The organism is Rhodopseudomonas boonkerdii (assembly GCF_021184025.1).
GTDB classification, from domain to species: domain Bacteria; phylum Pseudomonadota; class Alphaproteobacteria; order Rhizobiales; family Xanthobacteraceae; genus Tardiphaga; species Tardiphaga boonkerdii.
Genome location: NZ_CP036537.1, coordinates 4,256,880 through 4,281,354 on the forward strand (window position 1 = coordinate 4,256,880; position 24,475 = coordinate 4,281,354).

Here is a 24,475-nt window from a genome sequence, read left to right on the forward strand (position 1 = left end):
GGCATGCGCACCGCGTGCAGATCGAGACCGCTACAGCTTCGAGGGAGACCGTCATGGCAGCGCCGCTTCGCAAGCCATCGACCGACGACAGAGGAAGAGACAAGGAGAGCGAACGCAGATTCGCGCCGCGCACCCTGCCCGATCAAGTCGCCGAGGAACTCGGCGCCGAGATCGTATCCGGTCGGCGCAAAGCCGGGGAACGCCTTGTCGAACTGGATCTCGCTCGGGACTTCGGCGTCAGCCGCGGCCCCATTCGCGAAGCCATTCGCATCCTCGAGCGGCGGCGCCTCGTCGAACTGCGCCCACGCCGCGGCGCGTATATCAAGCCGCTATCGCTGAAATCAGTGGCAGATCTTTTCAATGTGCGTACGGCTCTATCGACGCTCGCCGCACGCACCATGGCAACGGCGCCGATCGAGAGCTATATCGACACTTTGGCGCGGCGCTGCGATGAAATGAATGCCCTGATCGAGATCGACGATCCCATCTCATTCGCGCGCACGATGACGCGTGCCGTCAAGACGATCGCGCGCGGCTCCGGCAACGAATTGCTCGTCGAGCTGCTGACTGATCTAGCCAATCACACCGTCTGGACCACGATCTGGAAGACGCCCCTAGACTACCAGACGCGCGATCTCCGTCACATGAGCGCCGGCCTGATCACATCAACCCTCAAGGCGATCCGGCAGCGAAAGCCCAACGCTGCCGCAGTGCACCTCGCCCAGCTGCTGGAAGGCGATCGCGACCGCGCCCTGACGACACTCTCCCGCCTCCGCGGCGAGACGCTGGATCTGCACGCGCTGTCCTATGACGACGAGCCGAACTCGTCCACCACAAACAAGATTGTCCTGCCACCACTTCGCGCTTGATCCCACAGTATCTAGAGCGACACCGCATAGTGTTCATATTCATCGCGCACCAGCACGATATGATCACGCATGGCGGTCGCAGCGCCGGTCCGGTCACCACGCATGATGGCGACGACGACACGGTCGTGCTCGGCCTGTGACTTCGCAAGACGTCCGAGATTGCGGAACTGAGCACGCCGGAACGGCTGCACGCGAACCCGCGTCGCCAAAGTAATCTCGGCGATGTAGTCGTTCTGCGATCCCTTGTAGATCGCGTTGTGAAAACGCTCGTTGACTTCGTGAAAGCGCTCGGGATTTCCGTCATAGCTGAGGACCCGCAGCTCCTCGTGGATCGCCTCAAGCGCATGGCGCTGCATGGCCGACATCCGCTCGGCCGCAAGCCCTGCACATAGCGCCTCCAGCTCAGCCATCGCCTCGAACATGCCGGTCAGGCGTTCGATGGACGGCTGCGCCACCACAGCCCCGCGATGCGGGCGCGATTCGATCAGACCGCTGGCGGTGAGCTGACGTAGCGCTTCACGCACCGGGGTCCGCGAAACTCTGAAGCGCTGCGCAAGCTCAGTCTCATCCAGTGGAGAGCCCGGCGCGAGTGCACCGCGCACGATCTCGTCCGACAGTTGCTGACGCAGTTCCTCGGCCCGCGTCAGCTTGCCTTTTGTCGTATCAGCAGATCCGCGCGCGGCACCGCGCGGTTTGCCCTGCTGGATCAGCATGTCGTCGACGCTCATTGCGGCTTACGTCTTTACTTGGACGCCTGCGGCTCGTCGATCAGGCTGACAGAGGCTGCCACGATTCGCCAGCCTTCGGGAAAGCGGACCCATGTCTGCATCTGCCGTCCGACCTTGCCGGGCGCATTGTCGCGATAGAACAAGGTTGACGCGACCGCCGTATCGCGACCATACGCCGTGATCACCGTCCGCTCGATCCGGCGCATAAGGCCGACCGGCGAACGTGCACCACGAAAGGCCTGGATCTCGTCGTAACCATAGAGATTTTCGCCCATGCCATAGCGGATGGTGCGAGGATCGTTGCGAAACAGTTCGCCGAGCACGGCGGTGTCGTTGGTGGTCAGCGCGTTCTCATAACGCGCAAAGGCTTCGCTCACTTCCGCGATCACGTCCGGCAGATCGATATCCATGTCCATACCTGTTTATTGAAACGCTTTTGCATGTGGCGCAACGGTCACACCGGCTTGCTGCAGATGATAAGCGACACGCAACGCCACGTCTTCTCGCCACGGCGCCGCGATGATCTGGACGCCGATCGGCATCGGATCGAGCGGTACAGGGACAGCGACCACGGGTAAGCCGATGAAGGAGATCGGCTGGGTGTGAATGCCGATATTGGCACGCACCGGCAATTCGACGCCGTCGAGCTCAAAGGTCGCCTGCCCGATTTTTGGCGCGATGCACGGCGTCGCCGGCGCGACGATGACATCCACCGCTTCGAAGATCTCCAGCACCTTGGCCCGGTACCAGCGGCGCAGTTTCTGCGCGCGATCGACCAGCGCCGACGGCACCATGGCGCCCGCGATCAGCCGGTCGCGTACTGCCGGATCGAAGTCGGCAGCGCGCCTGCGCAGGCGATCGAGATGTAGCGATGCGCCCTCGGTGGTGGAAATCAGATAGGCCGCCGCGCGCGCCTTTCCGACTTCGGGCAACTCCACGGTGGCCGTGATGCCGAGCGCTTTCGCGACGGTCGCGACCGCCTCGAGGGCCTCGGGCATCAGATTCTTCTGGAAATAACCGCCCGCGACGGCGATGCGGAGGTTCCCAACGCCCTGCCCGATCAGCTCCGACACTGGCTCGGCCTGCCGCGTCGTACAGGCGGCATCGTCGGAATCCGGTCCCTGCATGATGTCGTAGGACAGCGCGAGATCGGCGACATTGCGGGCGAAGGGACCGAGATGATCGAGACTCGTCACGAACGGGAACGAACGCGCCCGTGAGAGCCGTCCATAGGTCGGCTTCAATCCGAAAATGCCGCAGAAGGATGATGGCACACGGATCGAACCGTTGGTGTCGGAGCCAAGCGCGATCGGCACGAGGCTACCCCCCACCGCGCCGCCCGAGCCCCCCGATGAGCCGCCGGTCATCCGCGTAACGTCGTGCGGATTGCGCGAGGGTCCGTCATGAACGTTCTCGCCAGTAAAGTCGTAGGCGTATTCGCCCATGTTCAATCCGCCGACCAATATGGCGCCGGCAGCTTCCATGCGCTCGATCAGCGTGGCATCGCGTGGCGCTGGCGGCCGGTCGCGATTGATCTTCGAGCCGGCGCGCGTCGGCAGCCCCTTGATATCGAACAGATTCTTGGCTGCGAATGGCACGCCGGCCATCGGACCGACAGCCTCGCCCCGGGCGATTGCTGCATCGAGCGCGCGCGCACGAGTAAGAGCACGATCCGCCGTGACGTCGGTAAATGCGTTGAGCGTCGGATTGTGCCGCTCGATCCGCGCCAGCGCGACCTCGATGACATCGAGCGCATAGGTCTTCTTGGCCGCGACCGCTTTGGCGATATCGGCAGCCGGGCGCCAGTCGCCATCCGGCGTGAGAACGGGATCAAGCGACATAGATCGGGGCCGGTTCGGATTCGTCGGGAAGCGAAAATTCGTCCACGAGCCGCGCCATGCGCAGCGACACTTCGAGATTCATTTTCACTGCCGGTTGCCATGCCGGATCGATCGGCAACGATAAAGCGGCAGATAAGGCATGGATATAATCGTCCAGCTTGTCGCTCATGGCCATCCTTCTCGTCAATGAACCGGCAGCGGCGGGTGCGGAATCGCCGTCAGCAGCTGCTTCGTATAGTCGTCCTGCGGATCGTCCATCACCGCGTCCGTCACGCCTTGCTCCACGATACACCCGGCGCGCATCACGATGACACGATCGCACAGCAAGCGCACCACGTTCAGATCGTGCGAGACGAACAGATAGCTCATGCCCATGGACTGCTTGAGGTCCTGCAGCAGGTTGAGCACCACCGCCTGCACGGAGACGTCGAGCGCCGCAGTCGGCTCATCCAGAATAATCAGCTTCGGCCGCAGCGCGATGGCGCGGGCGATGCCGACGCGCGCCTTCTGACCGCCGGACATCTGGTGCGGAAAGCGGTCCAGTAATTCGACGGGCAACCCGACCTGCCGCGCCAGCTCCTCGCATCTCGCGCGCAGCGCGTCCCTGCCCTTGACATCGCCGAGCTGCATGATCGGATCGGCGATGGCCCGCGCGGCAGTGAAGCGCGGATTGAGGCTGTCCGTCGGGTCCTGAAACACCATCTGGATGCTTTTGCGCAGCGGCAAGCGCGCAAAGGCATTCGGTGCGATCTCGCCGATCTCATCGCCATCGAAGGCGATGCGGCCGGAGGTCTTGTCGATCAGCCGCATCACCATCATCGAGGTGGTGGATTTGCCGCAGCCGGACTCGCCGACAAGGCCGACGCTTTCTCCGCAACCGACACTGAAGCTGATGCCATCCACAGCTCGGAAGACGTCAGGCTCCAAAGCAGGCTTGCGGCCGAAGAGCTTTGATAACGTCGCGGTCGCGCCCTGACGGGGATATTCCTTGACCAGGTTTTCGATCGTAAGGAGCGGTGACTTCTTCTCCTTCTCCCCGCTTGCGGGAAGAAGGTCGGGATGAGGGGTAACGGTCACAGGCGTCGCCGCCCGTTCTTCCGCCGGCAGCAGGTCCCGCAGCGAGATGCCAAGCCGCGGTGTCGCCTGCATCAGCTTTCTCGTATAGGGATGCTGTGGATTGGCGAAGATATCGGCTGATAGTGCCGTCTCGACGACCCTCCCCTTCTCCATCACCACCACGCGGTCACAATAGGCAGCCGCGAGGCCCAAATCATGCGTGATCAGGATTGTCGACATGCCGCGGCTCTTGGTGAGCTCCGTCACAAGATCCATCACCGCCTTTTGCGTGGTGACGTCGAGACCGGTGGTCGGCTCATCCGCGATCAGGAGCTGTGGATTGCAGGCAAGCGCGAGCGCGATCACCACACGCTGACACATGCCGCCCGAGAGTTCGAACGGATAGGCATGGTAACGTTCGCGGGCGCGCGCGATCTTGACCTGCTCCAGCGCCTCGATGGCCTTTTCTGCGCGGTCATTGCTGCCGGCCTGCGCATGCTGGCGCAGCACATCCTCGATCTGGTGCCCCACCTTGCGGATCGGATTGAGCGCCGCACGCGGGTTCTGGAAGATCATCGAGACTTCGCGACCACGCAGGTCGCGCATCTGCGTCTCGGTCGCGGCCTTCACATCCACGCCGGAAAACATCACCGAGCCCTCGGCGATCTTGCCGGCGCGATCGAGGATGCGCATCACAGCATAGGACGTCACCGATTTGCCCGAGCCGCTTTCACCGACGATGCCAAGCGTCTCGCCCTTGGCGACGGAGATATCGACCTGCTGCACCGCCTTGACGATGCCGCGGCGGGTGGCGAATTCGACGGTGAGGTTCCGGACGTCGAGAAGGGGCTGAGCCGTCATAACTTCCTCACGTGCGCCGCTGCGGATCGACGATGTCGCGCAGACCATCGCCGAGCAGGTTGAAACAGAACACCGCAATCATCAGCGCAAGGCCGGGAAACAGCGCGATCCACCATTCGCCCGACACCATGAAAGCCGCACCTTCGGCGACCATGATACCCCATTCAGGCGTCGGCGGCCGCACGCCGAGACCGATGAACGACAGACCTGCGGCGTTGAGGATCGCATAACCCATGGTGAGCGACATCTGCACGATCATGATCGGCATGATGTTGGGCAAGATATGCACCAACAGAATCCGCATCTCGCTGTTGCCGGACAGCCGCGCGGCCTGCACGAAACCGGCCTCGCGGCGCACATTCGCTTCGGCGCGGGCGACCCGGGCATAGAGCGGGAAATTCACGATAGCAGTGGCGATGATGATATTCTGTACGGAGTTGCCGAGTGCAGCGACGATACCCATTGCCAGCACAAACAGCGGAAAGGCCATGATGGTATCGGCGATGCGACCGACGATGCGGTCGGTCCAGCCGCCGAAATAACCGGAAGCGATGCCCGCGAGTCCCCCCATGGCGAACACCAGCGCGACCGATGCCACCGCAATGAACAAATCGAGCCGCGTCGCCACCACCACGCGGCTGAAGATATCGCGGCCGAGTTGATCGGTGCCGAACCAGTTGGCGGCCGATGGTGGCTTCAGTGCTTGCATGGTGTTGCTGGCGAGCGGATCGTGCGGCACCACATAGGGGCCGAACACCGCCGCAAACACGATCACGACTAGCAGACCGAAGGCGAATGCCGTGACGCGGTTCTCGCTGAGAATATAGCGGGTGTGCTGGAGAGTAGCGACAAAGCTCGACGTCCTGCGCGATGCTGCCGGTGTATCGGCTGCAATGGGCGTGATTGCATTCATGGTCTCACCTCAGCCTTCCAGCCGCATGCGCGGGTCGATCACCCCGTAAAGAATGTCGATCAGGAGATTGATCAACACATACATGATCGCCATGGTCAGCACGAAGCCCTGCACCGGCGCGAAGTCCGACGCGATCAGAGCTTCCACCGCATAGGAGCCGATGCCCGGCCAGGCGAAGACCTTCTCCACCAGCACATTGGCACCGAGCAGGAAGGAAAAGGTCATCGACAACGTGGTTATGACCGGCAGCATGGCATTCCGGAACGCGTAAGTGACGATGACCGCGCGCGGAGACAAACCGCTGGCCCGCGCAGTGCGCACGAAATCCGAGGCGAGGATTGCCAGCATCGACGCACGCGTCATGCGTGCGATCGGCGCCAGCGAGAAAATTGCGAGCGTGGCCGCCGGCAGGATCAACTGACTCAGCGCCGACCGAAACGCCTCCCAATCGCGGGCAACGATGCTGTCGATAACATAGAACCCAGTCACTGTCGGCGGCGCGCTCGCGAAGACATCGAGTCGTCCCAGCGGCGCCGGCGACCAGCCGAGCTTGAAATAGAAGACATAGACCAACACAAGCCCGGTGAAGAAGACGGGCAACGACACACCGGCTGTCGTGGTCACCCGGCATAGATGATCGATCCACGATCCTGGCTTTGTCGCCGCAAGAATACCGAGCGGGATGGCGATGACGACGGAAACGAAAAGCCCGAACAAAGTCAGTTCCGCCGAAGCCGGCAGACGGTTGCGAAGTTCGGTCGCAACCGGCTGTCCGGTGGTTAGCGAGTTTCCGAAATCCCCCTGTGCGAGATCCGACGTATAGCGCAGGAACTGTTCGACCAGCGGTTTGTCGAGACCGAGTTTCCTTCGGATGTCCTCGATGACCTGTTTGTCCGCCGCAGGTCCGGCGAAGTAGGCCGCGGGATCGCCGGGCAGTGCGCGCGTCAGCAGGAACGTGACGATCACCACGCCGATCAAACTCGGAATAGCTAACAGCAGGCGCTTGCCGATCAATGCGAGCATGACGATCCCCGACGTCTACGCCTTGACCATCGCGCGATAGTCGAGCCGGCGGTGGAACCAGTACTGGAAGCCCGACACGTTCTTCTGCATCGCGACATTCAGATAAGGCTGATACAGCGGGATACGCGGGATATCGCTGAAAGCGAGATCGACAAACCCCTTCACGTCCTTGTCGTAGGCCGCGATATCACCCGTGGCTGCCGCGGTGCGGGCGCCCGCGATCAGCTTGTCCATCTCGGGCGATGAGTAATTCATCGTGTTGAAGATCGAATTGCCAGAGCGGTAGCACCAATAGAAGAAGTATTCGGGATAATCGAGCCAGCCAGAGAAGATGTTGACGTAAAGCGGCAGCACCTTCTTGTTCAGTTCGGTGCGCCAGTTAGCGCCCGGAATCTTGTTGATCGTGGTCTTGATGCCGATCTGCGCGAGCGCCTCCTGGATCAGGATGCATTGCGGCTCGTTGACACCGGCGAAGCCGAGATCGAAGGACAGCGTGGTCTCGAAACCATTGGGATAGCCGGCCTCCACCATCAGCGCCTTCGCCTTGGCCATGTCGGTGTTGTACTTCGTCGCTTGCGGCCACTTCACTTCGGTCGGCGTGTTGGCAGCGGCGCCGAACATCGGATTGGCGAGACCGAACATCACCGCGTCGATGATCTTCTGATACGGGACCGCCAAGGCGATGGCCTCACGTACCTTCGGATTGTTGAAGGGCGGCTGCGTGACATTCATGCCGAGATACTGGATGCCATTGCTGATCGGCACCGAGGTGACGTTGAGTTTGCCCGCCTTCTTCAGCTCGGCGAAATCCTGGTTCGGCAGTTCATACGAAATGTCGGCATCGCCGCGCTCCAGCAGCGCACGCCGGTTGCCCGCCTGCGGCACCATGCGCCAGATCACGCGCTTGATCTTGGGCAGGGGACCGCCGACCCAGGAGTCGTTGCGTTCCATGATCACTTCGGTGCCGGCGGTCCACTTGGTCACCTTGTAGGCGCCGGAGCCGACCGTGTTCATCTTGGTGTATTCGAGCCCCCACGGATCCTTCTCCGTGGCGTTCTTCTTCACCAGCTCCGAATTGATGATGCTCGGCACGATGACAGCAAGATCGGGAATAGTCAGCTTGTCCTTGGTCAGAAAATCGACGCGCACGGTGTTGTCGTCGACGACGACGAACTGTTCGGGCTTGGTGAGCGAACCTGCACTCATCTGGAAGGTCGGGAAGCCACCGACGCTCACGGAGCGATCCAGCGACCACTTCACGTCCTTCGCCGTCACCGGCGTGCCGTCCTGGAATTTGGCGTTCTTCTTCAGCTTGAACGTCACCGACATGTCGCCGATCTTCATGTCTTCGGCGAGCTCGCCCTTGAACTTGTCCTTGTCGTAATAGGTGACGCCGCCCGGCCCCTCTTTCATCTCGTGCGTGATCAGGCGGTCGTAGCAATTCCACGCGACCTCATAGCTGGGCACATTGGTGCCGACGCCCATGATGTCGAGATTGTTGGGTCCGCTTTCGGATACCACCAGCAAGGTCTCCGACCGGGCATCCGCCTTGGCGGACGACCAGATCGCCGGGCCCGACACCATGGTCCCTGCAGCGGCGCCGGTGGCGGCCTTCAGAAAATCACGACGCTTCATTCTCTACGCTCCGAGGCACGAATTTTGATTTGCGAGAACTCGCAAGGTTTGTGCCAAGCAACGGACCAGCGTCAGGCGGCCCAAGTGATTGTTTTCATTGAAATCGATGACATGCGGCCTAAAAGGGCGTCGACACATTGCATACAAATAGGCGCTATTAGCCTATTTTATTGGCAGATAAATCTCGCGCTCAGAGACTAATCGGAGACGGACTCCGATCAGAAGATGCAAGGAATGAAGATGTCGGATCCCTTCCCCACAATCGCGCAGCTGCACGCGGCCTATGCCGGCGGGCTCCCCCCCGAACAAACCGTCGCCGACGTGTATCGCCGCATCGCTGATGTCGACGACCCCGGCATTTTCATTGCCCTGGTGCCGGAGGATGCCGCACGCGCCGCTGCGCAGACCCTGCCGGCATTCGATCCGGCGACCTACCCGCTCTGGGGCATTCCTTTCGCGGTCAAGGACAACATCGACGTCGCCGGCATTCCGACCACCGCGGCCTGCCCCGCATTCGCCTATACGCCGTCGGAAACGGCCTTCGCGGTTCGCAAACTGCTCGACGCCGGCGCGATCCTGATTGGCAAGACCAATCTCGATCAATTTGCCACCGGCCTTGTCGGCGTGCGAAGCCCCTATCCGATCCCCCGCAATCCCATCGATGCGCGCTATGTGCCGGGCGGTTCGAGTTCGGGATCCGCCGTCGCTGTCGGGCACGGCCTCGTCACCTTTGCGCTCGGCACCGACACCGCCGGCTCCGGCCGGGTGCCGGCGGGCCTCAACAACATCGTCGGACTCAAGCCTTCGCTCGGCAGTGTCTCAACCTCCGGCGTCGCACCGGCGTGCCGCACGCTCGACACGATCTCCGTCTTTGCCGGCACGGTGGCCGATGCGGACTGCGCTTTCCGCGTCATGGCTGGCCATGATGCGAAGGACGCCTATTCGCGATCGCTTCCCGTCACGGCCCAGCCCTCGGCGCTGCCGACCGGCCTGCGCATCGGCGTGCCCGATGATGCCAGCCGACGCTTCGGCGGTGACGCGCTCTGCGAAAATGCATTCGATGCGACGCTTGGGATACTCGCATCGGTCACGAAAGGCAGCACGCCTGCGACCATCGACATGACGCCGATGTTCGATGTGGCGACCCTGCTCTATACCGGCCCGTGGGTGGCCGAGCGCTATCAGGCGATCCGTTCGTTTATCGAAACAACGCCCGAGCAGATGCATCCGACCACGCGAACGATCATCAGCGGCGCCACCCGAATGAGCGCGGCCGATGCCTTTGCAGGAATCTACAAGCTCGCCGAACTCCGCCGCGCGGCCGATGCCATCTGGTCGCAGATCGATGTGCTGGTCGTACCGACATATCCGCGCCCGCGTACGGTAGCCGATCTCGAGGCCGATCCCATCGCGCCGAACAGCGAACTCGGCACTTATACCAACTTCGTCAACCTGCTCGACCTCTGCGCCCTCGCCGTGCCCGGCACGTCGCGCGCCGACGGCTTTCCCTCCGGCGTGACACTGATTGCGCCGCGCGGCGCCGACGGCCTCCTTGCAGCGATCGGCGCAAGACTGCACCCGTTGACCCAGGACAGGCTTGGGGCAAGCCGAACACCGGTCCCCACAGCCGGTGATGGCCAGCCGGCCGCTCTGCCCGGCGAAATCGAGCTTGCCGTGGTCGGGGCCCATTTGTCGGGCATGCCCCTCAATCACGAATTGACCGGCCGCGGCGCACGTTTTCTGCGCGCCAGCGACACAGGACCGGACTACAAGCTCTATGCGCTGGCCGGAGGACCACCCGCCCGGCCCGGCCTGCTGCGCGTCCCCGCAGGCACGGGCTCCCGGATCGCAACGGAAGTCTGGGCCATTTCGGCTGAAGGACTAGGCGCACTCATGGTCGGCGTCCCCGCACCACTGGGCATCGGAACGACCAGGCTTGCGGACGGCACATCGCCGAAGGGCTTCATTGTCGAAGCCGAAGGCCTGGCAGGCGCCAAGGACGTGTCCGAATTCGGCGGGTGGCGAAACTACATCGCCAGTCTCTCCGGCAGGTGAAGACGACTCCACCCTGCGTGATCGGGCCTTCGATGAAACGATGCTGCTTCCTTTTTGCTTCTTCCGGCGATGACGAACCGGAGGTGCCGCATGAAAGAGGATTTGCATGACGCCAACGAATGAGCCCGATCCTTATTCGGAAAGGGCGGAAATTCTGCTCCCTTGCGAGAAAATTCTACTCCCTTGCGAAAGGACACTGCAGCGCACGAAAGGTTCAAGCTCGCTCGCTGAGTCCTGGCTGGGGCGGGAGTGCCATTCGCACCAAGCTCCAGTGATTTTCCCTGCAAACGGGGAATTTTACAGGGAACACGCGACATTCCATTCTAAACAGCGAGCGAGATGCGGCTATTCCCGCTGTTTTCAAGCCCAGTTCACACATTTCCCGCACACTTGAACAGGGAGTTCATGTTGTTTTGCAGGAACTCAGAAAAGTAAGATCAACGATCTCCGTCAATATAAATGACCGCGTTGCACAAAGTGCGTACATTCATATTGGCGTCGCCTCACCCCGCACGTACCGCTTCGCGCTTCAGTCACTGAACCAAGCGCTGCCGCTCCTCCGCGGTGAATTGATCCATCGCTGCTTGATCGAGCTTTCCCGCACCGAGAATCTGAACCGGGCTGTTCGGATTCTGCGTGCGACGCTCGTCACGCGGTTCAGTGCGTAATTGCTCGCGCTTCCGGTCATCCTCCTCGCCCGATCCGCCGCCATACCCCAGCACTTCGACGATAATCACCGATGGCTGCGCGTTGCCGCTGCCCTGGGTCGGCGTCGCAGTCTGCTGTGATGCTGCGGCGGCGTTCGAGGTCGATAATGCAGCGCTGATGCTCGGTGCCTGCACGGTTGGAATGCCCGCTGACGTGCCCTGCACCTGAATGTTTGCGGCGTTGATGATCTGAAGCGCCGCCAGATTGACGTTGCCGGAGACGCGGATGCCGGCTTCGCCGGCGTCGATGGTGCCGAGCGGTGCGATCAGATCGACGTCGCCAGCGGCGACTTCCGCGATCGGGTTCAAGGTCGCGATGCCGGCGCCGGACGACGGCACCTGCGAGGACAGAATCACGCCGCCATAGTTGTCGTAGACACGTTTCGGTGGCGTATAGATCACCGTCGTCTTGGAGCCGCGCCCGGCATTGATGTCGCCTTCCGCGGACCAAGCGATGATATTGCCGCCAAAGGTCGTCATGATGCGGGACAGGCCGAGCAGGATGCTGCCCTTGGAGTACAGTTGAATGTCGCCGCTGCCTTGCGTGACCAGACCCGCGGAGGCCGGCGGCACCTGCCCTTCCACGCCGATGACGGTGCGACCGCCCGGCGTGAACATCTGGATGTCGCCGCCCGACTGGGTGCGAACGCCGGAGCCACCGAACATGGTGATATCACCGCCATAGGCCGCGTCATTCGGGAACAGCGCCGCGATCGCATTGCGGCCGCGCAGATAGCTGCCGTGACGTGAACTGTTCTGATCATTATATTCGCGTCCACCGGCAGTGAGCTCCGCGAAATAAACTTCGCGTAAGAAGATGTTTCGCTGCTCTGGTGTCAACGAATCGAAATAAGCACGCGCCGCCACTTCGGAGCCGGAGAAGCCGTAACGTTCCTTGAGCCAGGACATAAGGTCCTTCTCATAGGTCTTGGCGACCTTGCCGGACTGCTCGGCCAGCGGCGTGCCGCTGACCGCGAGATTGGCCGGATCGAGATAGCGCGCCGCAAACGCGTCGTAATCCGGTCCTGCGGTCCCGACGCCCGCGAGCATTACGACATCGGCACCGCGGCGTTTATCATCGTTGGCAACTGGACCGACGCTCGTAATCGCCCCCTTGTCGGCCTGATACAAGTTGCGGCCGGCGGAAACTTCCAGCACACCCGGACCGGCAACATCGAAATTGGCGTAGACGATGTCGCGGCCCGCGGAGATGATCGAGACATCGTCCGGATTGCTATGCACGATCAGATTGCCGCGCGAACGCCATCCCAGGATGGCACTTGTTGTCGTTACTCCGGGCGCAAGGCCTGCGCCCACGATGTCGCGGCCCGCGCGCACGACGACAGGAGCCGCAGCATTGTACCAGGTGGAGATGTTGTTTCCGAATGTCAGCGTCTCACCCGTGCGCAGCCCGACAACATCGCCTTCTCGGGCGTAGAATCTGATCGGGGCGGCGTCCAGCGCACGAGCTAGATTGAACGCGGCGCTGTTCGGACCGAAGAAAAACAGCGATAGCGCGGCGTTGTTGTCGCTAAGGTCAATAACACCACTGGGTGAACCGTTAGTGACCTTGACGCGCCCCAAGCCGTCCACATTTTCTCCCATGAAGGCGGGATTGAAGGGCGTCGGCAGAGCGATGCCGGAACCGGACAGGCTGAACGAATACTGCCCGCCATAGATCGAATCCCGAGCCAGCATCTCCAGAGAACCGTGAGCGGATGGCGCAAGGGTGACGAAGAATAGCGGATCGGGAGGATTGCTCCGCATATACGACAGGGCGTTCACGCCATAGTAGATGCTGCCACCAAACGTTGCCGCCCGCAAAATGGATGGATAAGTGAACGATCCGTCCGCCGCATTCTGATCGCTGTTTCGGAACGGATCTTCAGATGACGACGTCGTCGGCGTGAGGTTACCGCCGGCCGAGATCAGATTGATCGCGGTGTGATCGGTCCAGAGCGTGAACCAGCTCTGCCCGCGATCATTCGCTCCACCGGACGAGAACGCAGATCGGTTTGGCGATTGCGAGCGACCGGGGTCGCCGGCACCGCCGAGCACGAGATCGCCCAGCGTTTCGAGATAAACTGCGGAGTCTCCGGGCACCAGCGTGACGCCGGACCGAGCATCCGAAGATGAGGCGGTAAACGGATCGATGCCGCGCGGATCGAACGCATCGTTCAGACCGCCCCCCGACCGATAGATGAGTTTGATGCCGCCGATCGACTCCGCGGCCACATGCAAGCCACCGCGAAGATTCACGAGAGCGCCGGGAAGTGCATGGATTTCGGTGCTGTTGGTGAGCGCCAGATTCGGGTTGAGCGCGCCGGCGATCCGCATATCGATGTCGCCGCCGCCGGTCAGTGTCAGCGATCCGTCGGCGCCTACGCGGCCGCTGCTTCCGACAGCGACCACCAGTCCCTGACTTCTGTGCGCACCCAACAATCCTTGTCCACCACGAAGGTTGATCGTACCGGCTTCGCCGCCGACGCGGATCGCGACATTGCCGCCACCCAGCGCACCGATGCCGGTGAAGCCGAGCAGATCGGGGCGGTCAGCGGCTGTATTGGCCGTATAGGTACCGAAATTGATCCACCAGGAGGTCGGGATCGTTGCGTCAACCGCGGTCGTACCCGTGCCCTGCCGCCATAGCCAGTTGCCGGTGATGACACTCGTTGGGCCGACGCCTTGAGTGATATCGCCAACGAGATCACCGCCAGCCGCGATCAGCACGTTGCCGCCCCGGTCCGGGTACCATGCTTGATAGGTCGAAAGCGCCGCGGCATATTGGGCGATCTTGAAGCCGAGCGGTGTGTCGTCTGCGAGAAGTCCGCGCGCGCGGTTATACGCCGGATCGACCGGCGTCGCCGTGCCCGCAGTGTAGATACCGTAGAGTGACCCCATCCGGATATCACCGGCGGCGACCAGATCAAGGTCACCGGTGCCTGTGCGGACCACGCTGAAGGCGGAAGCGGCAGGCTGGTTCCCGGTGATAGCCATCTGACCACCACCGACGGTGCATAACGAGGGATCGATATCGCACCAAAACAGATCGTCGGGAGACACCGTTTCGCCCCCTGGATAACCCATGTAGTTGCCATCCACCCAAATGATGGAACCTCCAATAATCCCGGTGGTAAAATCGATCGTGTGATGCGTATCAGCGAGCTTGATCGCACCGCTGGACGCGGGATTGAGCGCACGCCGGTCCGCGGAACCAAGATCGGCGCCAGCGACGAGCCGCATCGACCATGACGTCGCACCAGCGCCCAGCATCGGCGCCACCGCCCAGTTCTGTCCCTGCCTGCCGCCTGTCCGGCTGCGCAGATCGATCGATTGACCGCCGGGCAACTTCACGTCCGTCATCGACGGAATCATCGACCCGGCCGCCAGCGCCAACGCTGCAGTCGATGTCATGTCCGACGGCAGTGGAACACCCTTCGGCCAGATCAGCGCCGCGATATTGGCGGCGCTACGTAGCACCGTGCCAGCGCCAAGTTGCATGCCGGCGGTGAGCGTCACCGCATTCGGCAGGATCGTGCCGGCGGCATAGGCTACGCTGCCATCGGCATAATAGATGGTCGCGCCAACGACGCTGCCGGCGGACAGGCCGAGAGGGCCTGCCAGGGTCGCCCTCACCGGCAGCACCGTGCCGGCCGAGACGTTGTTGTTGAATGGATCTGCCACAAGCGGGACGAACGCCGCCGGCAGATCATAATTGAGTGTCACACCTTTCTTGAACACCGTCCCGGCGTCGAGCGTGACGGCGATCGGAAGCACGAGATCGCCGCCGTAAAGCACCACGCCGTTGGTAAGCACCCAGCCATTGTCGTCTGGCGTGGCCGGCGGCGGCGCAAAGCCGTCATTGATGGAGCCGCGGATATTGAGATCGCCGGCCGCGCGGATGCTCAGCACGCCGGGTTCGCCATAGCCGCGCAATGCCGGATCGTTCCGGTTCGAGCCGAGGCCATAACGATAGTTGGACAAATCGAGATCGCCGGCGACGGTGAGATCGCCGTTCGGGTTGTCGGCGCTGATCTTGCTGACGACCTCGACGCCCGGCCGCAGGCGATAGCTGCCGAGACCGGCAAGCCTGTTGCTCAGGGACGTATTGGCAAGCGCCGCACCGATAAAGGCGCTGCTGTCGCCGTCGATACCATCGAGATAGGCCTGCGTGATTTCCTGCGGCTTATGCCCTGTCACATCCGGCGCGCCGGCCAGCGGTGCATCGTCATAGATGCGGAAAGCATTGACTGCGATCGTCTTCGCACCAGCAACGCGTGGTGAACCGATCACGTTGACGGCGACATCGTTGGCGCCGTTGCCTGCGCTGTCGACACCGCCCTGGCCGCCGCTGCCGCCGAGACGCCGTGCGTTGAGATCGAGCGTGCCGCGGGCAACGCCATCGTTCTGGCCGGGACCGCTTCCCATGGCGACACCTGTGCCTGAGCGCAGGTCGAACGCCGCATTGCTGCCGAGCGTCAGCGTGCCCTGACGCGTCGTCAGGTCGATGATGGCCCGATTCGGTGCATCGATGATCTTGCCGTAGCTGTCGAAGCGCATGCCGGTGCCGTGCGCATCGAGCGTGCCATTGACGGTGAGATCACCCATCGCCGCAAGGCGGATGCTGCCGACCTGGAAGCCGCTGGCGTCAATCATGCCGTTGACGATCAGATTGCCACCATCCAGCGTGATCTCGACATTGCGAGCCTTGACCTCATCGCCGACGACCAGATCGCCCTGCTTGATCTGGAATTTGCGTGCGCCGAACACACCGCCGGCGGTGAGACGCGCGTTCAATCCCGCAAAGTCGGCGAGCGTCTGCCCGCGCACCGTCAGCTCGGCCGCATCGTAAGGCACCATCGTCCCGCCGGCGTCGTAGAGGCCCGTTGCGCTGCCCAGGATTACGCCGCCAAGCGCGACATGACCGGCACCGGCACCAAGCGCCGTCGCAACCATCGTACCACCGCGATTGTACTGTGCGCTGAGGTCGATGACCGATCCCGCCGCCTGTGTGATACTGCCCGCGCTGCTGGTGAGTACCAGATCGCCGCCCCAGCTATATTTGGTGACATCAAACATCTGCACCGCACGACCCGACAGATCGATGTTCGAACTATTGCCGAGCGCGATGTCGCCGGTTGCAGTCAGAACGAGCTTGCCCGACGGCAGCACCACATGGGTATCGACCGTGACATTGGCGCCCGTCAATTTGAGCTGGGCGCCGAGCGCATCGATCCTCGGCGCTGCCGCGCCATTCCCTCCGGCAACGACGACATCGCCGCCGGCCGTGATCGTGTTGATCGATCCGGACTCGCCGGTGAACAGCGGCGTCGTGAAGGTCAGATTGCCGCCGGTGTATTGATAGCCGGTCGCTGGCGTATAGGCGCCCTGCGCGTGATAAACACCGAGCGTGCTCTTGCCGGTTGCGGTGATGCGTTCGCCGGCGGCGATGCTGACTTCCGTGAAGCCAAGCGCGAGACGGTTGTCGGTGACGGTGCTGCTCGGCCGGGAATTCGGCGCGGAACCGAACACAAGGCGCTGCGCCGCGATGTCGAGCTTGCCATCTCCAAGAATGTTCGCCATCGCCGCGCCGGGCGCGGCCTCCGAACCGGTCCAGATGAATTCGCCAGCCCGGATCCTCGCCACGTCGCCCGATGCGCCATAGCCGTAAATCGCGGGCGTGCCGAGCACCAGACGTCCGACCTTCGACGCGTCGAGGGTTACCGAGCCAAAGATGTTCACCGCATCGCGCGCATTGAGCACCAGCGTTTCCAGTGCCGGCGCGCCGGTCGCGGTATTGCCCGCGAGCAGTTGCGCCAGCAGGCCCTGATTGAGCGCGAGGCCCGTGGGCAGATGACCCGCGGCCGCGGCGGCTGAGAGACTCGCCTCCTCGCCGAGATTGACCGCCGACATCGCGAGCACGAGGTTCCGCGTGCCGTAGGACACGTTGCTGGCGATGGTGAGCGCGCCGGATGTCGAAGCGGCGATGGTGCCTTCCGACACCAGCGTCGTGGTGCGATTGCAGTCCACGGTGATGCAGGCGCCGACCGTGATATTGGCATTATTGGTGGTCGTCGATGTTTGCAGCAGGTTGATCCAGCCGTTGGAAAGCGCAAGAACGCCGTTCTCGGCAACGAAGACAAACCCGTCGCTGGAATCATAGCTGGCGCGGCCGCGGCCAATCGTGCTGATCGACGCCCCCTCCTCGATCGTGACACTGCCGGCCAGGACCACCTCCGCCGCTGCCAGGTGAGCGCCACTACGCAGGATGAGGCTCCTGTTGTAGCCGCCCTGAATCATGGCAAAGCGGCCCGCTACACCGTAGTTCGTGGAGATTAAGCCGTTCAGCACCAAACGCGGCGCATTGAGCTTGCTGAGTTCGTCGGCATAGACGGATGCGTAAAATCGTATGGCAGGATCGGCACTCTGGCCGGGAGCAAGGATTTCGCCGACATCGCGCACATTGACGGTCCCGTTGAAGCCATCGCTGCCGGAAACAGGATCCATGCGCAGATCACCGTTGAAGCGCAATTGCGAGCGGCCGTCGGCAACGGCCGGTTTCGCCATCAGAATATCCAATGTTTGCGCATCGATTGTCAGCATGGCGCGCGGCACGCCGACGCGGGCGGCGTCCGCAAGCACGAAGGCATTGTAGTCCATCTCGTTGTAGGACGAATGCGCGCGCACGGTATCGGCCGGCGTGATCGTCACCCGATTGGGCAGCGACGCACGAACGGATGTGTTGGCGATGCCGAGGGTGCCTATCGTCACATAGGAGCCGTTGCCGATCGCCATCGCGCTCGTCAGGGACGTAGCGCTCGCAAGGCTCGTCTGGCTCCCTGCACCGATCTCCACACGGAATGCACCGGGCAATAGCGCGTAGCTCGACGGCATCAGCATATAGGTGCCGGCCGGCAGACCCGGCACACCATCGGGAACAGTGATTTGCTGACCGATCGGCGGCGCACCAAAGCCCGTGTCCTGCACTACCGGCGCATAGGCCCCCGCGCGGCTCGGCACGATCGCATAGACCGCATTGCCCTTGCTGCTGTAGCCGTAACCGGGATTGGCGTTGACCAAAGGTGTGGCCAGGATATCGACTGAACCGCCGCGGCCCGACACGAAGCCCGCACCGGCGAGTTCGCCGCCACCAGACAGATCGAGAACCGCGCCGGCCTCAACGTTCAGATGGGTGGTCGAAAGCCGAATCCCGCGCCTGACTTGATCGCCGGCCATACCGCCGACGCCGTTGAGCACGATGGCGGCCCCATTGTAGCGATAAACAAGACCATCGACTGTGCCGCCATAGGGCATCACAAGTCCGGCACCGCTCACAGAGGTGATGCTGCCCGGCAGGAGATTGACCGCATCGGCCTGCGCCTGACCGCCACGATCTATCGTGCCGAGTTGCAGCGCGCCAAACGGCGCGCGCACGACGCCGCCCTGATTGACCGTTTCCGCGCCGAGATAAAGCAATCCAAAGGCCGAATACGGCATGTCGGGGATCGCGTCGCCATATCTTCGGATGGTGAGCACACTGCCGGACAGGAAATTGCCGCCATCGGTGTGTCCGGCGACGATCTGCGCGCTAACCCCGGTTGCCGGATAGATTTGTGCGGCGGTCAACCTAATATCCCGGAGCGTAGCGAGTTCGGTGGTGACAGCGCCTGACAAGCCGCGCCCCGGCGTGCCGGACAGCAGACGGACATCACCGTGGCTGGTGAGATCGAGCAGCGCGAAGCCGCGGCGATCCACAGTGTAGAATGACGTCTTGGTGTCGATGTCCTTGCGCGCACCAAAGCCAACGCGATCGCGGAGGTCGATCAGATCGGCGGTGATGGAGAAGACGCCGTCGCTTTCCTGCTGCGACGGACCGTCCCTCCAAGTCACCGCGGGAAAGATGACCCCAGCTTCGCCGAGGCGAATGGTGCCAGCTAGCCGCACATAGGGTGCGGCTAGCGACACTTGCGAGTTCACCGCTGCGCTCTCACTGAGAGCAAATGTGCCGGCATAAAGACGCAGACTCTGGTTCAGAGCAAGCATGACGTTGCCATCGAAGGATAGCGGCCCATCAGCCAGCAGCGAGAGATTACCGAAACCGCCCCGCTGGACGCGATCGGTGCCGAGCCGTGCGGTACCGACTACAAGACCGGCCTTGGCCTCCGCCATCGATGCCGCACCTGCGATTGGGCTATCACCCTGGACATTAGCGATAACGAACTCACGATGCCGCAACACATCCCCGGATGTTGTCAGCGTTGGATACGCCGCCGTTTCCAGCGCCAGCCCCAGCGTTCCGCCGGCCGCGTTTGCGCCGCCGGCCGCTGCCCGCAGCGTGCCGTCGAGATAAAGCCCGACGCTGGACTTGATCACGATGGTGCCGCCATCGCTGGTGACGTTGAGCGGCGCGCTGTTTTTCGCAAGGTCGGATAGTGGAATATCGAGCACGGCACTCGTGCCCGACGCATCGAGCACCGCACCGGGGCGGATCACGACAAAGGCGTGCGGCGCGTCGGCTTCGCCCTTTTCTTCCCAATCCATCGCGCCACCGATCAGGATCGAGCCGCCCTTGCCGACAACGCCATAGATCTGGCCGCGTGTATTGGTCGCCGTCACGGCAAGCGCCGCGACATCGAGCACGGCGCGTTCGCCAATCCAGATCAGACCGGCTGTGTTTGTCGCACCACTTCTCCCCGTCAGGGTAATGGTGCCGCCTGGGGCGGTCAGCGTGCCATCGATGGTGAAATCCGTTCCTTGCAGACTGATCGATTGACCGGCATCGACTTTGATCGCAGCGCTCGCACGAATATCGATCGGCCCGTTTGCCGACATCAACGCGGCTTCACCGACCGCAGAGCGCAAGATCAGGCTCGCGCCACCGCGCTGGATCAGACGGTTATTAGCCGCATCTTCCATCCACTGCGGCGGCGTCCATACGCTCAAGCCGCGCGCGGGATCCGCACCAGTGACTGTCGTGAAGGCTGTCTCCGTGAACCGATAGACAGGCATCGTCACGTCGAGCCCGGCGCCTTCTATCACCACTAGACCATGACGGCCGTTGACGTCGTAATTGGAGAAGCCGGATTGGAAAAGCGATGTATCAACTTTCAGCGTCGGCGCGACAGCCACCGACGAATTGAAGGTCGTTCCGGCTGCCAGCCGCGTCCCGGATGAAACCATGAAGTCGACCGGCGATGCGTTACCTGCCGCCACCGTAACGGTTTTGTTATAGATCGGGATGCCGCTCGGGAATGCGTCGCCAGGCACGATATAGGATGACGCAAACGCGCCCTGTGAAATAGAAACTACAGTTCCCGCCGGAATCACCGGAAGGCCATTCCCTCTGATGATGTTGGGATCACCAGTCCTGTGAATGCTATAGTCATTCTGGTTGATCCTATAATAGCCGCCCGGCACAAAAATGGTGTAATCGATTTTCCCTGTTGCCGGACGCGACGGAATCCAATCGGCAGCGAGCGTTTCGTCGCGGAGGGCTACGTTGCTCGTGCCGATCGTCTCGCCGGGCTTCGCAACAGTGGTGACGTAGCTGTAATCGACCGGCAGGACATCGCCAGCCTTGACCTGATAATCCTGCAACAGCACCAGATCGGTCGGTGCCTTCTCACCCGCGCCGAGAACACCGTCATTGGCGAGTAGTTTGCCGCCGATCCCGATCGCCGTTCCGGATTCGATCCGGAGCGTGCCTCCACCGGTCACGCCGTAGCCGCGGATGTTGCCATCGAGGGTCAGGAGGCCGTTGACCTGGACCTGGGAGATCTCCTGGTCCGCGATCAGGGTGACATCACCACCCTTACCGCCCCTGGTCTTGCCGTTGGCGAGGATCGCGCCGCCCGACGAGACATCGATCACACTGCCGGTCTTCAGCGTCACGTCATGGGTCGATTTCAGGGTGACCGTGCCGCCGTTCAGATAAGCCAGCTTGTTGCTGTCATCCCTGTTCAGCAGTGCGTTGACCCACAATCCGCGCAGATCGAGCGTCACACCGTCATGCAGGGCGATCGACGACGCGCCGTTCTTGAGCAATGTCTGCGAAGCGCCACGATCGCCACCGCCCTTGAAGTAGTTGTCCACGGTGAGCGAGCCGCCGCGCGCGGTCACATCGGCCTTGATATCGACCACCGCCGCGTTGAGATTGATCCGGCCGCCCTCGGCCACGGTCAGCGCACGTTCGATGGTGATCGTCTCGGTCGTGCCGATATCGAGCCCGCCCAGATGCAGCTTATTGATGTGGGGGACGTCGAACCAGGCGGTGTCCTTACGGGCCAACGGCAGCGCATCTGTGGCGGACATCCCGGCGGTGATATCGGCAATATCGCCGAATCGGACATCCGATGCGTGCAGGCCGGCGCCGCCGACCACAGCGCCATAACGGCCGAGGCCGAGCGTGCCTTCCAGCGGCGCGGCATTCTGCACCTGCTTGTAGCCATCGGCGACATTGGCGGCGCGCACCGAGGTCTGGCGCGCGCCCTTGACGACATCGGCGATGATGTCGGCTTCCATGAGCGCGGTCGGCGTCGACAGGTTGAGGCGGCCGGCATCGCGGCCGACCGTGTAGCCGTCCTCCCAGCGCCGCGACGTGGTGCGGTCGAAGATCGAGGTCCACACTTCGGTGAGCTGGTCGGAGACCTTGCCCTGGATGTTGTGCGTGCGCACGAAGCCGCCGGCTGCGGCAATAAGCTTCATGTCGGCCGGGGCGGTATCGAAGCTGTAGATGCGACCGTCGGTGCCGATCAGCTTGCTGGAATAGATCCAGCCGCCATCGTAGTTCACCGAGCCGCCGGCGATGTTGAATTTCGCACCTTGCTGCGCGACGACCTCCGGCCCCGCCAGCGTGATGGTGCCGCCGACCGCGGCCCATTCGCCGATGGTGTGCGCGGCATTGGCGAGATAGCCGCCGACTTCCAGAAGCCCGCCTTTGGTGTAGTAGCGGTCACCGGGATAGCCGCCGGTGCCGGCGGCGACGAAGACGAGATCGCGGATGTCGATCCACACATTCTTGCTGATCAGCGCGCCGCTGTCGCGATTGACCGGACTGTCGCGCAGCTCGTTGCCCTGGACATTGACCTGCACCTGATTGGCCGACATCGGCCGCACCGCGCCCTGCACGCCGGAGACATCGATGACGGAGCCGGCCCCGGCGAACACGCGCGTGCCGGCGCTGACCGCGATCTGGCCGCCTTGCGCCGCGGTGTAGGAACCGCTCCTGAAGTCGACCAGACCGCCGGTGACGATCTCGATGCGTGACTGGTCGCGGCGATCCGTCAGCACCGACAGATTGTCGAACTGCGCAAGGGCCAGCAGGTTCAGCCCCGACGCGGCGATCAGCACATCGCGCTGCGCGTTGAGCGCAGTATCCTTGGAATCCAGTTCCGGCGTGATCGCACTGACGCTCCTGCCCGTCATGGTGACGCCACCACTGCTGTCGCTCGCTGCGTTCAGCAAATGGATCGTGCCGCGCTGATGGACCGAGGTGGTGGCGAGCAGAATGCCGTCCTGCATCACGCTGCGGCCGGCCAGCGTGATATCGCCGCGCTGCGCCAGCACGATGCCCATATTGGTCACTTTGCCCGCAGAACTACCGGCACGGATCACCGGCGCGATCTCGCTGCCATTGGTGGTCGAGAGCTGGTTGGCATCGGTGCTATAACCGCTGCGCAGGATGAAGTCGTCGCCCCCCGCCAGGATCGTCTGCCCCTTCGGCGTCGCGATGGCGCCGGCATTGACCACCTCGCTGCCAATCATCAGCACGGCGCCGCCGCCCACCGTCACAGAGGACGGCGCATGCGTTGATATCGACGCACCGGCCTCGACGACGACCTTGCCGCCCGACGCAGTGAAGCTCGGCAGATAGGTCGCGCCGGTCTGGGTCGAATAGATGCCGTTAGTCCGGAATTGCTGATCGGTGATGCCGGCGGTCGATGCGATCAAGGCGCCGACATTCACCTGGCTGTTGCCGCCGAAAATGATGCCGCTCTGGTTGATCACATAGACCTGACCGTCGGCCTTGATATTGCCAAGGATCTGGCTCGGCCCGGTTACCGCAGTGACGCGGTTGAGCGCAGTCCAGTTGCTATTGCCTTGCTGGTCGAAGGTCAGCGTCGTGCGCGCCCCGACATTGAAGCTCTGCCAGTTCAGGATCGCCTGCTGGGTGGTCTGGCGAATATTGACCTGGGTCTGCCCGGAGCCATCGACGTTCTGCGTCGGCGCATTGGCGCCGCTCCAGCCCGCCGGCATGTTCGGCAGCAGACCGCCGGCACCGAGACCGTTCGGCACCAAGACTGGTGCCGTGGCCGAGACCTGCGCAGCTGCGGCCGCCGCACGCGCTGCGGCTTGCACCGCCTGGATGTCCTGGACGGCACGTGCCGCGCGCGCCAACGAATCCTGCGACTGCCGCGCCGCCGCAGCGGCCTGCTGCGCCGCCTGCGCAGCGGCTTCCGACGCAATGTTCGGCGCTGAGACGGAGCCGGCGCTGCCGCCGCCATTCAATGCGCGGGCATAAACCAGTGGCGACGACATCAGGAGCGCAACGGTGCTGACCGTCGTCAGCAGAGCGCCGGAACGCGAGAACACCTGAAGCTTGTTGAAGTTCGACGCCATGATTGCCCCTCAAACGGTGCGACAGAAACGCACCGAGACCGTTCCAGCGAAGGGACCGAGGCAGAACACATCGAACATCCACGACTGCCGCCGGCAATTCCTATTGCCGAACCGTCACTCGCGGATGACACACACGCCCCTGCTTTCCGTCTCTTCTCGTGATTGCCCG

At 62.8% G+C, this 24,475-nt stretch carries 11 protein-coding genes; 2 read left to right on the top strand and 9 right to left on the bottom strand.

What is annotated here, in order from left to right:
• Positions 1 to 53 precede the first annotated feature (53 nt).
• Complete coding sequence (locus E0H22_RS19615; protein ID WP_233022661.1) at positions 54 to 869, top strand: GntR family transcriptional regulator; 816 nt, start codon at positions 54 to 56, stop codon at positions 867 to 869.
• A gap of 11 nt (positions 870 to 880) precedes the next feature.
• On the opposite strand, the gene E0H22_RS19620 is transcribed toward E0H22_RS19615, so the two are convergent.
• Genes E0H22_RS19620 through E0H22_RS19655 form a run of 8 tightly spaced genes read right to left on the bottom strand, consistent with a single transcriptional unit; the run spans position 881 to position 8,926 of the window.
• A complete protein-coding gene (locus E0H22_RS19620) occupies positions 881 to 1,597 on the bottom strand; it encodes a GntR family transcriptional regulator (protein WP_430715171.1) in 717 nt (238 codons plus the stop codon).
• A gap of 14 nt (positions 1,598 to 1,611) precedes the next feature.
• Positions 1,612 to 2,007, bottom strand: a complete 396-nt coding sequence (gene hpxZ, locus E0H22_RS19625) for an oxalurate catabolism protein HpxZ (RefSeq protein ID WP_233022662.1) — start codon at positions 2,005 to 2,007, stop codon at positions 1,612 to 1,614.
• Positions 2,008 to 2,019: 12 nt separating this feature from the next.
• Positions 2,020 to 3,438 (bottom strand): AtzE family amidohydrolase, encoded by a 1,419-nt coding sequence (locus E0H22_RS19630; protein WP_233022663.1) that lies wholly within the window; start codon positions 3,436 to 3,438, stop codon positions 2,020 to 2,022.
• Positions 3,428 to 3,607: a DUF4089 domain-containing protein gene (locus tag E0H22_RS19635; protein ID WP_233022664.1), complete on the bottom strand. Its 180-nt coding sequence runs from the start codon at positions 3,605 to 3,607 to the stop codon at positions 3,428 to 3,430. Before E0H22_RS19635 ends, E0H22_RS19630 begins: the two co-directional genes overlap by 11 nt.
• A gap of 14 nt (positions 3,608 to 3,621) precedes the next feature.
• Positions 3,622 to 5,355, bottom strand: a complete 1,734-nt coding sequence (locus tag E0H22_RS19640; RefSeq protein ID WP_233022665.1) for a dipeptide ABC transporter ATP-binding protein — start codon at positions 5,353 to 5,355, stop codon at positions 3,622 to 3,624.
• Positions 5,356 to 5,362: 7 nt separating this feature from the next.
• Positions 5,363 to 6,268 carry an ABC transporter permease gene (locus tag E0H22_RS19645; RefSeq protein ID WP_233022666.1) on the bottom strand — a complete coding sequence of 302 codons (906 nt, stop codon included), beginning with the start codon at positions 6,266 to 6,268 and terminating at the stop codon, positions 5,363 to 5,365.
• A 9-nt stretch (positions 6,269 to 6,277) separates the two neighbouring features.
• Positions 6,278 to 7,291 (bottom strand): ABC transporter permease, encoded by a 1,014-nt coding sequence (locus E0H22_RS19650; protein ID WP_233022667.1) that lies wholly within the window; start codon positions 7,289 to 7,291, stop codon positions 6,278 to 6,280.
• 15 nt (positions 7,292 to 7,306) lie between these two features.
• A complete protein-coding gene (locus E0H22_RS19655) occupies positions 7,307 to 8,926 on the bottom strand; it encodes an ABC transporter substrate-binding protein (RefSeq protein ID WP_233022668.1) in 1,620 nt (539 codons plus the stop codon).
• Positions 8,927 to 9,166: 240 nt separating this feature from the next.
• Between E0H22_RS19655 and atzF the strand changes: the two genes are divergently transcribed.
• Positions 9,167 to 10,981 carry an allophanate hydrolase gene (gene atzF / locus E0H22_RS19660; RefSeq protein ID WP_233022669.1) on the top strand — a complete coding sequence of 605 codons (1,815 nt, stop codon included), beginning with the start codon at positions 9,167 to 9,169 and terminating at the stop codon, positions 10,979 to 10,981.
• Between the two features lie 533 nt (positions 10,982 to 11,514).
• Here the strand turns inward: atzF and E0H22_RS19665 are convergent.
• Positions 11,515 to 24,306: a filamentous hemagglutinin family protein gene (locus tag E0H22_RS19665; protein WP_233022670.1), complete on the bottom strand. Its 12,792-nt coding sequence runs from the start codon at positions 24,304 to 24,306 to the stop codon at positions 11,515 to 11,517.
• Positions 24,307 to 24,475: the final 169 nt, after the last annotated feature.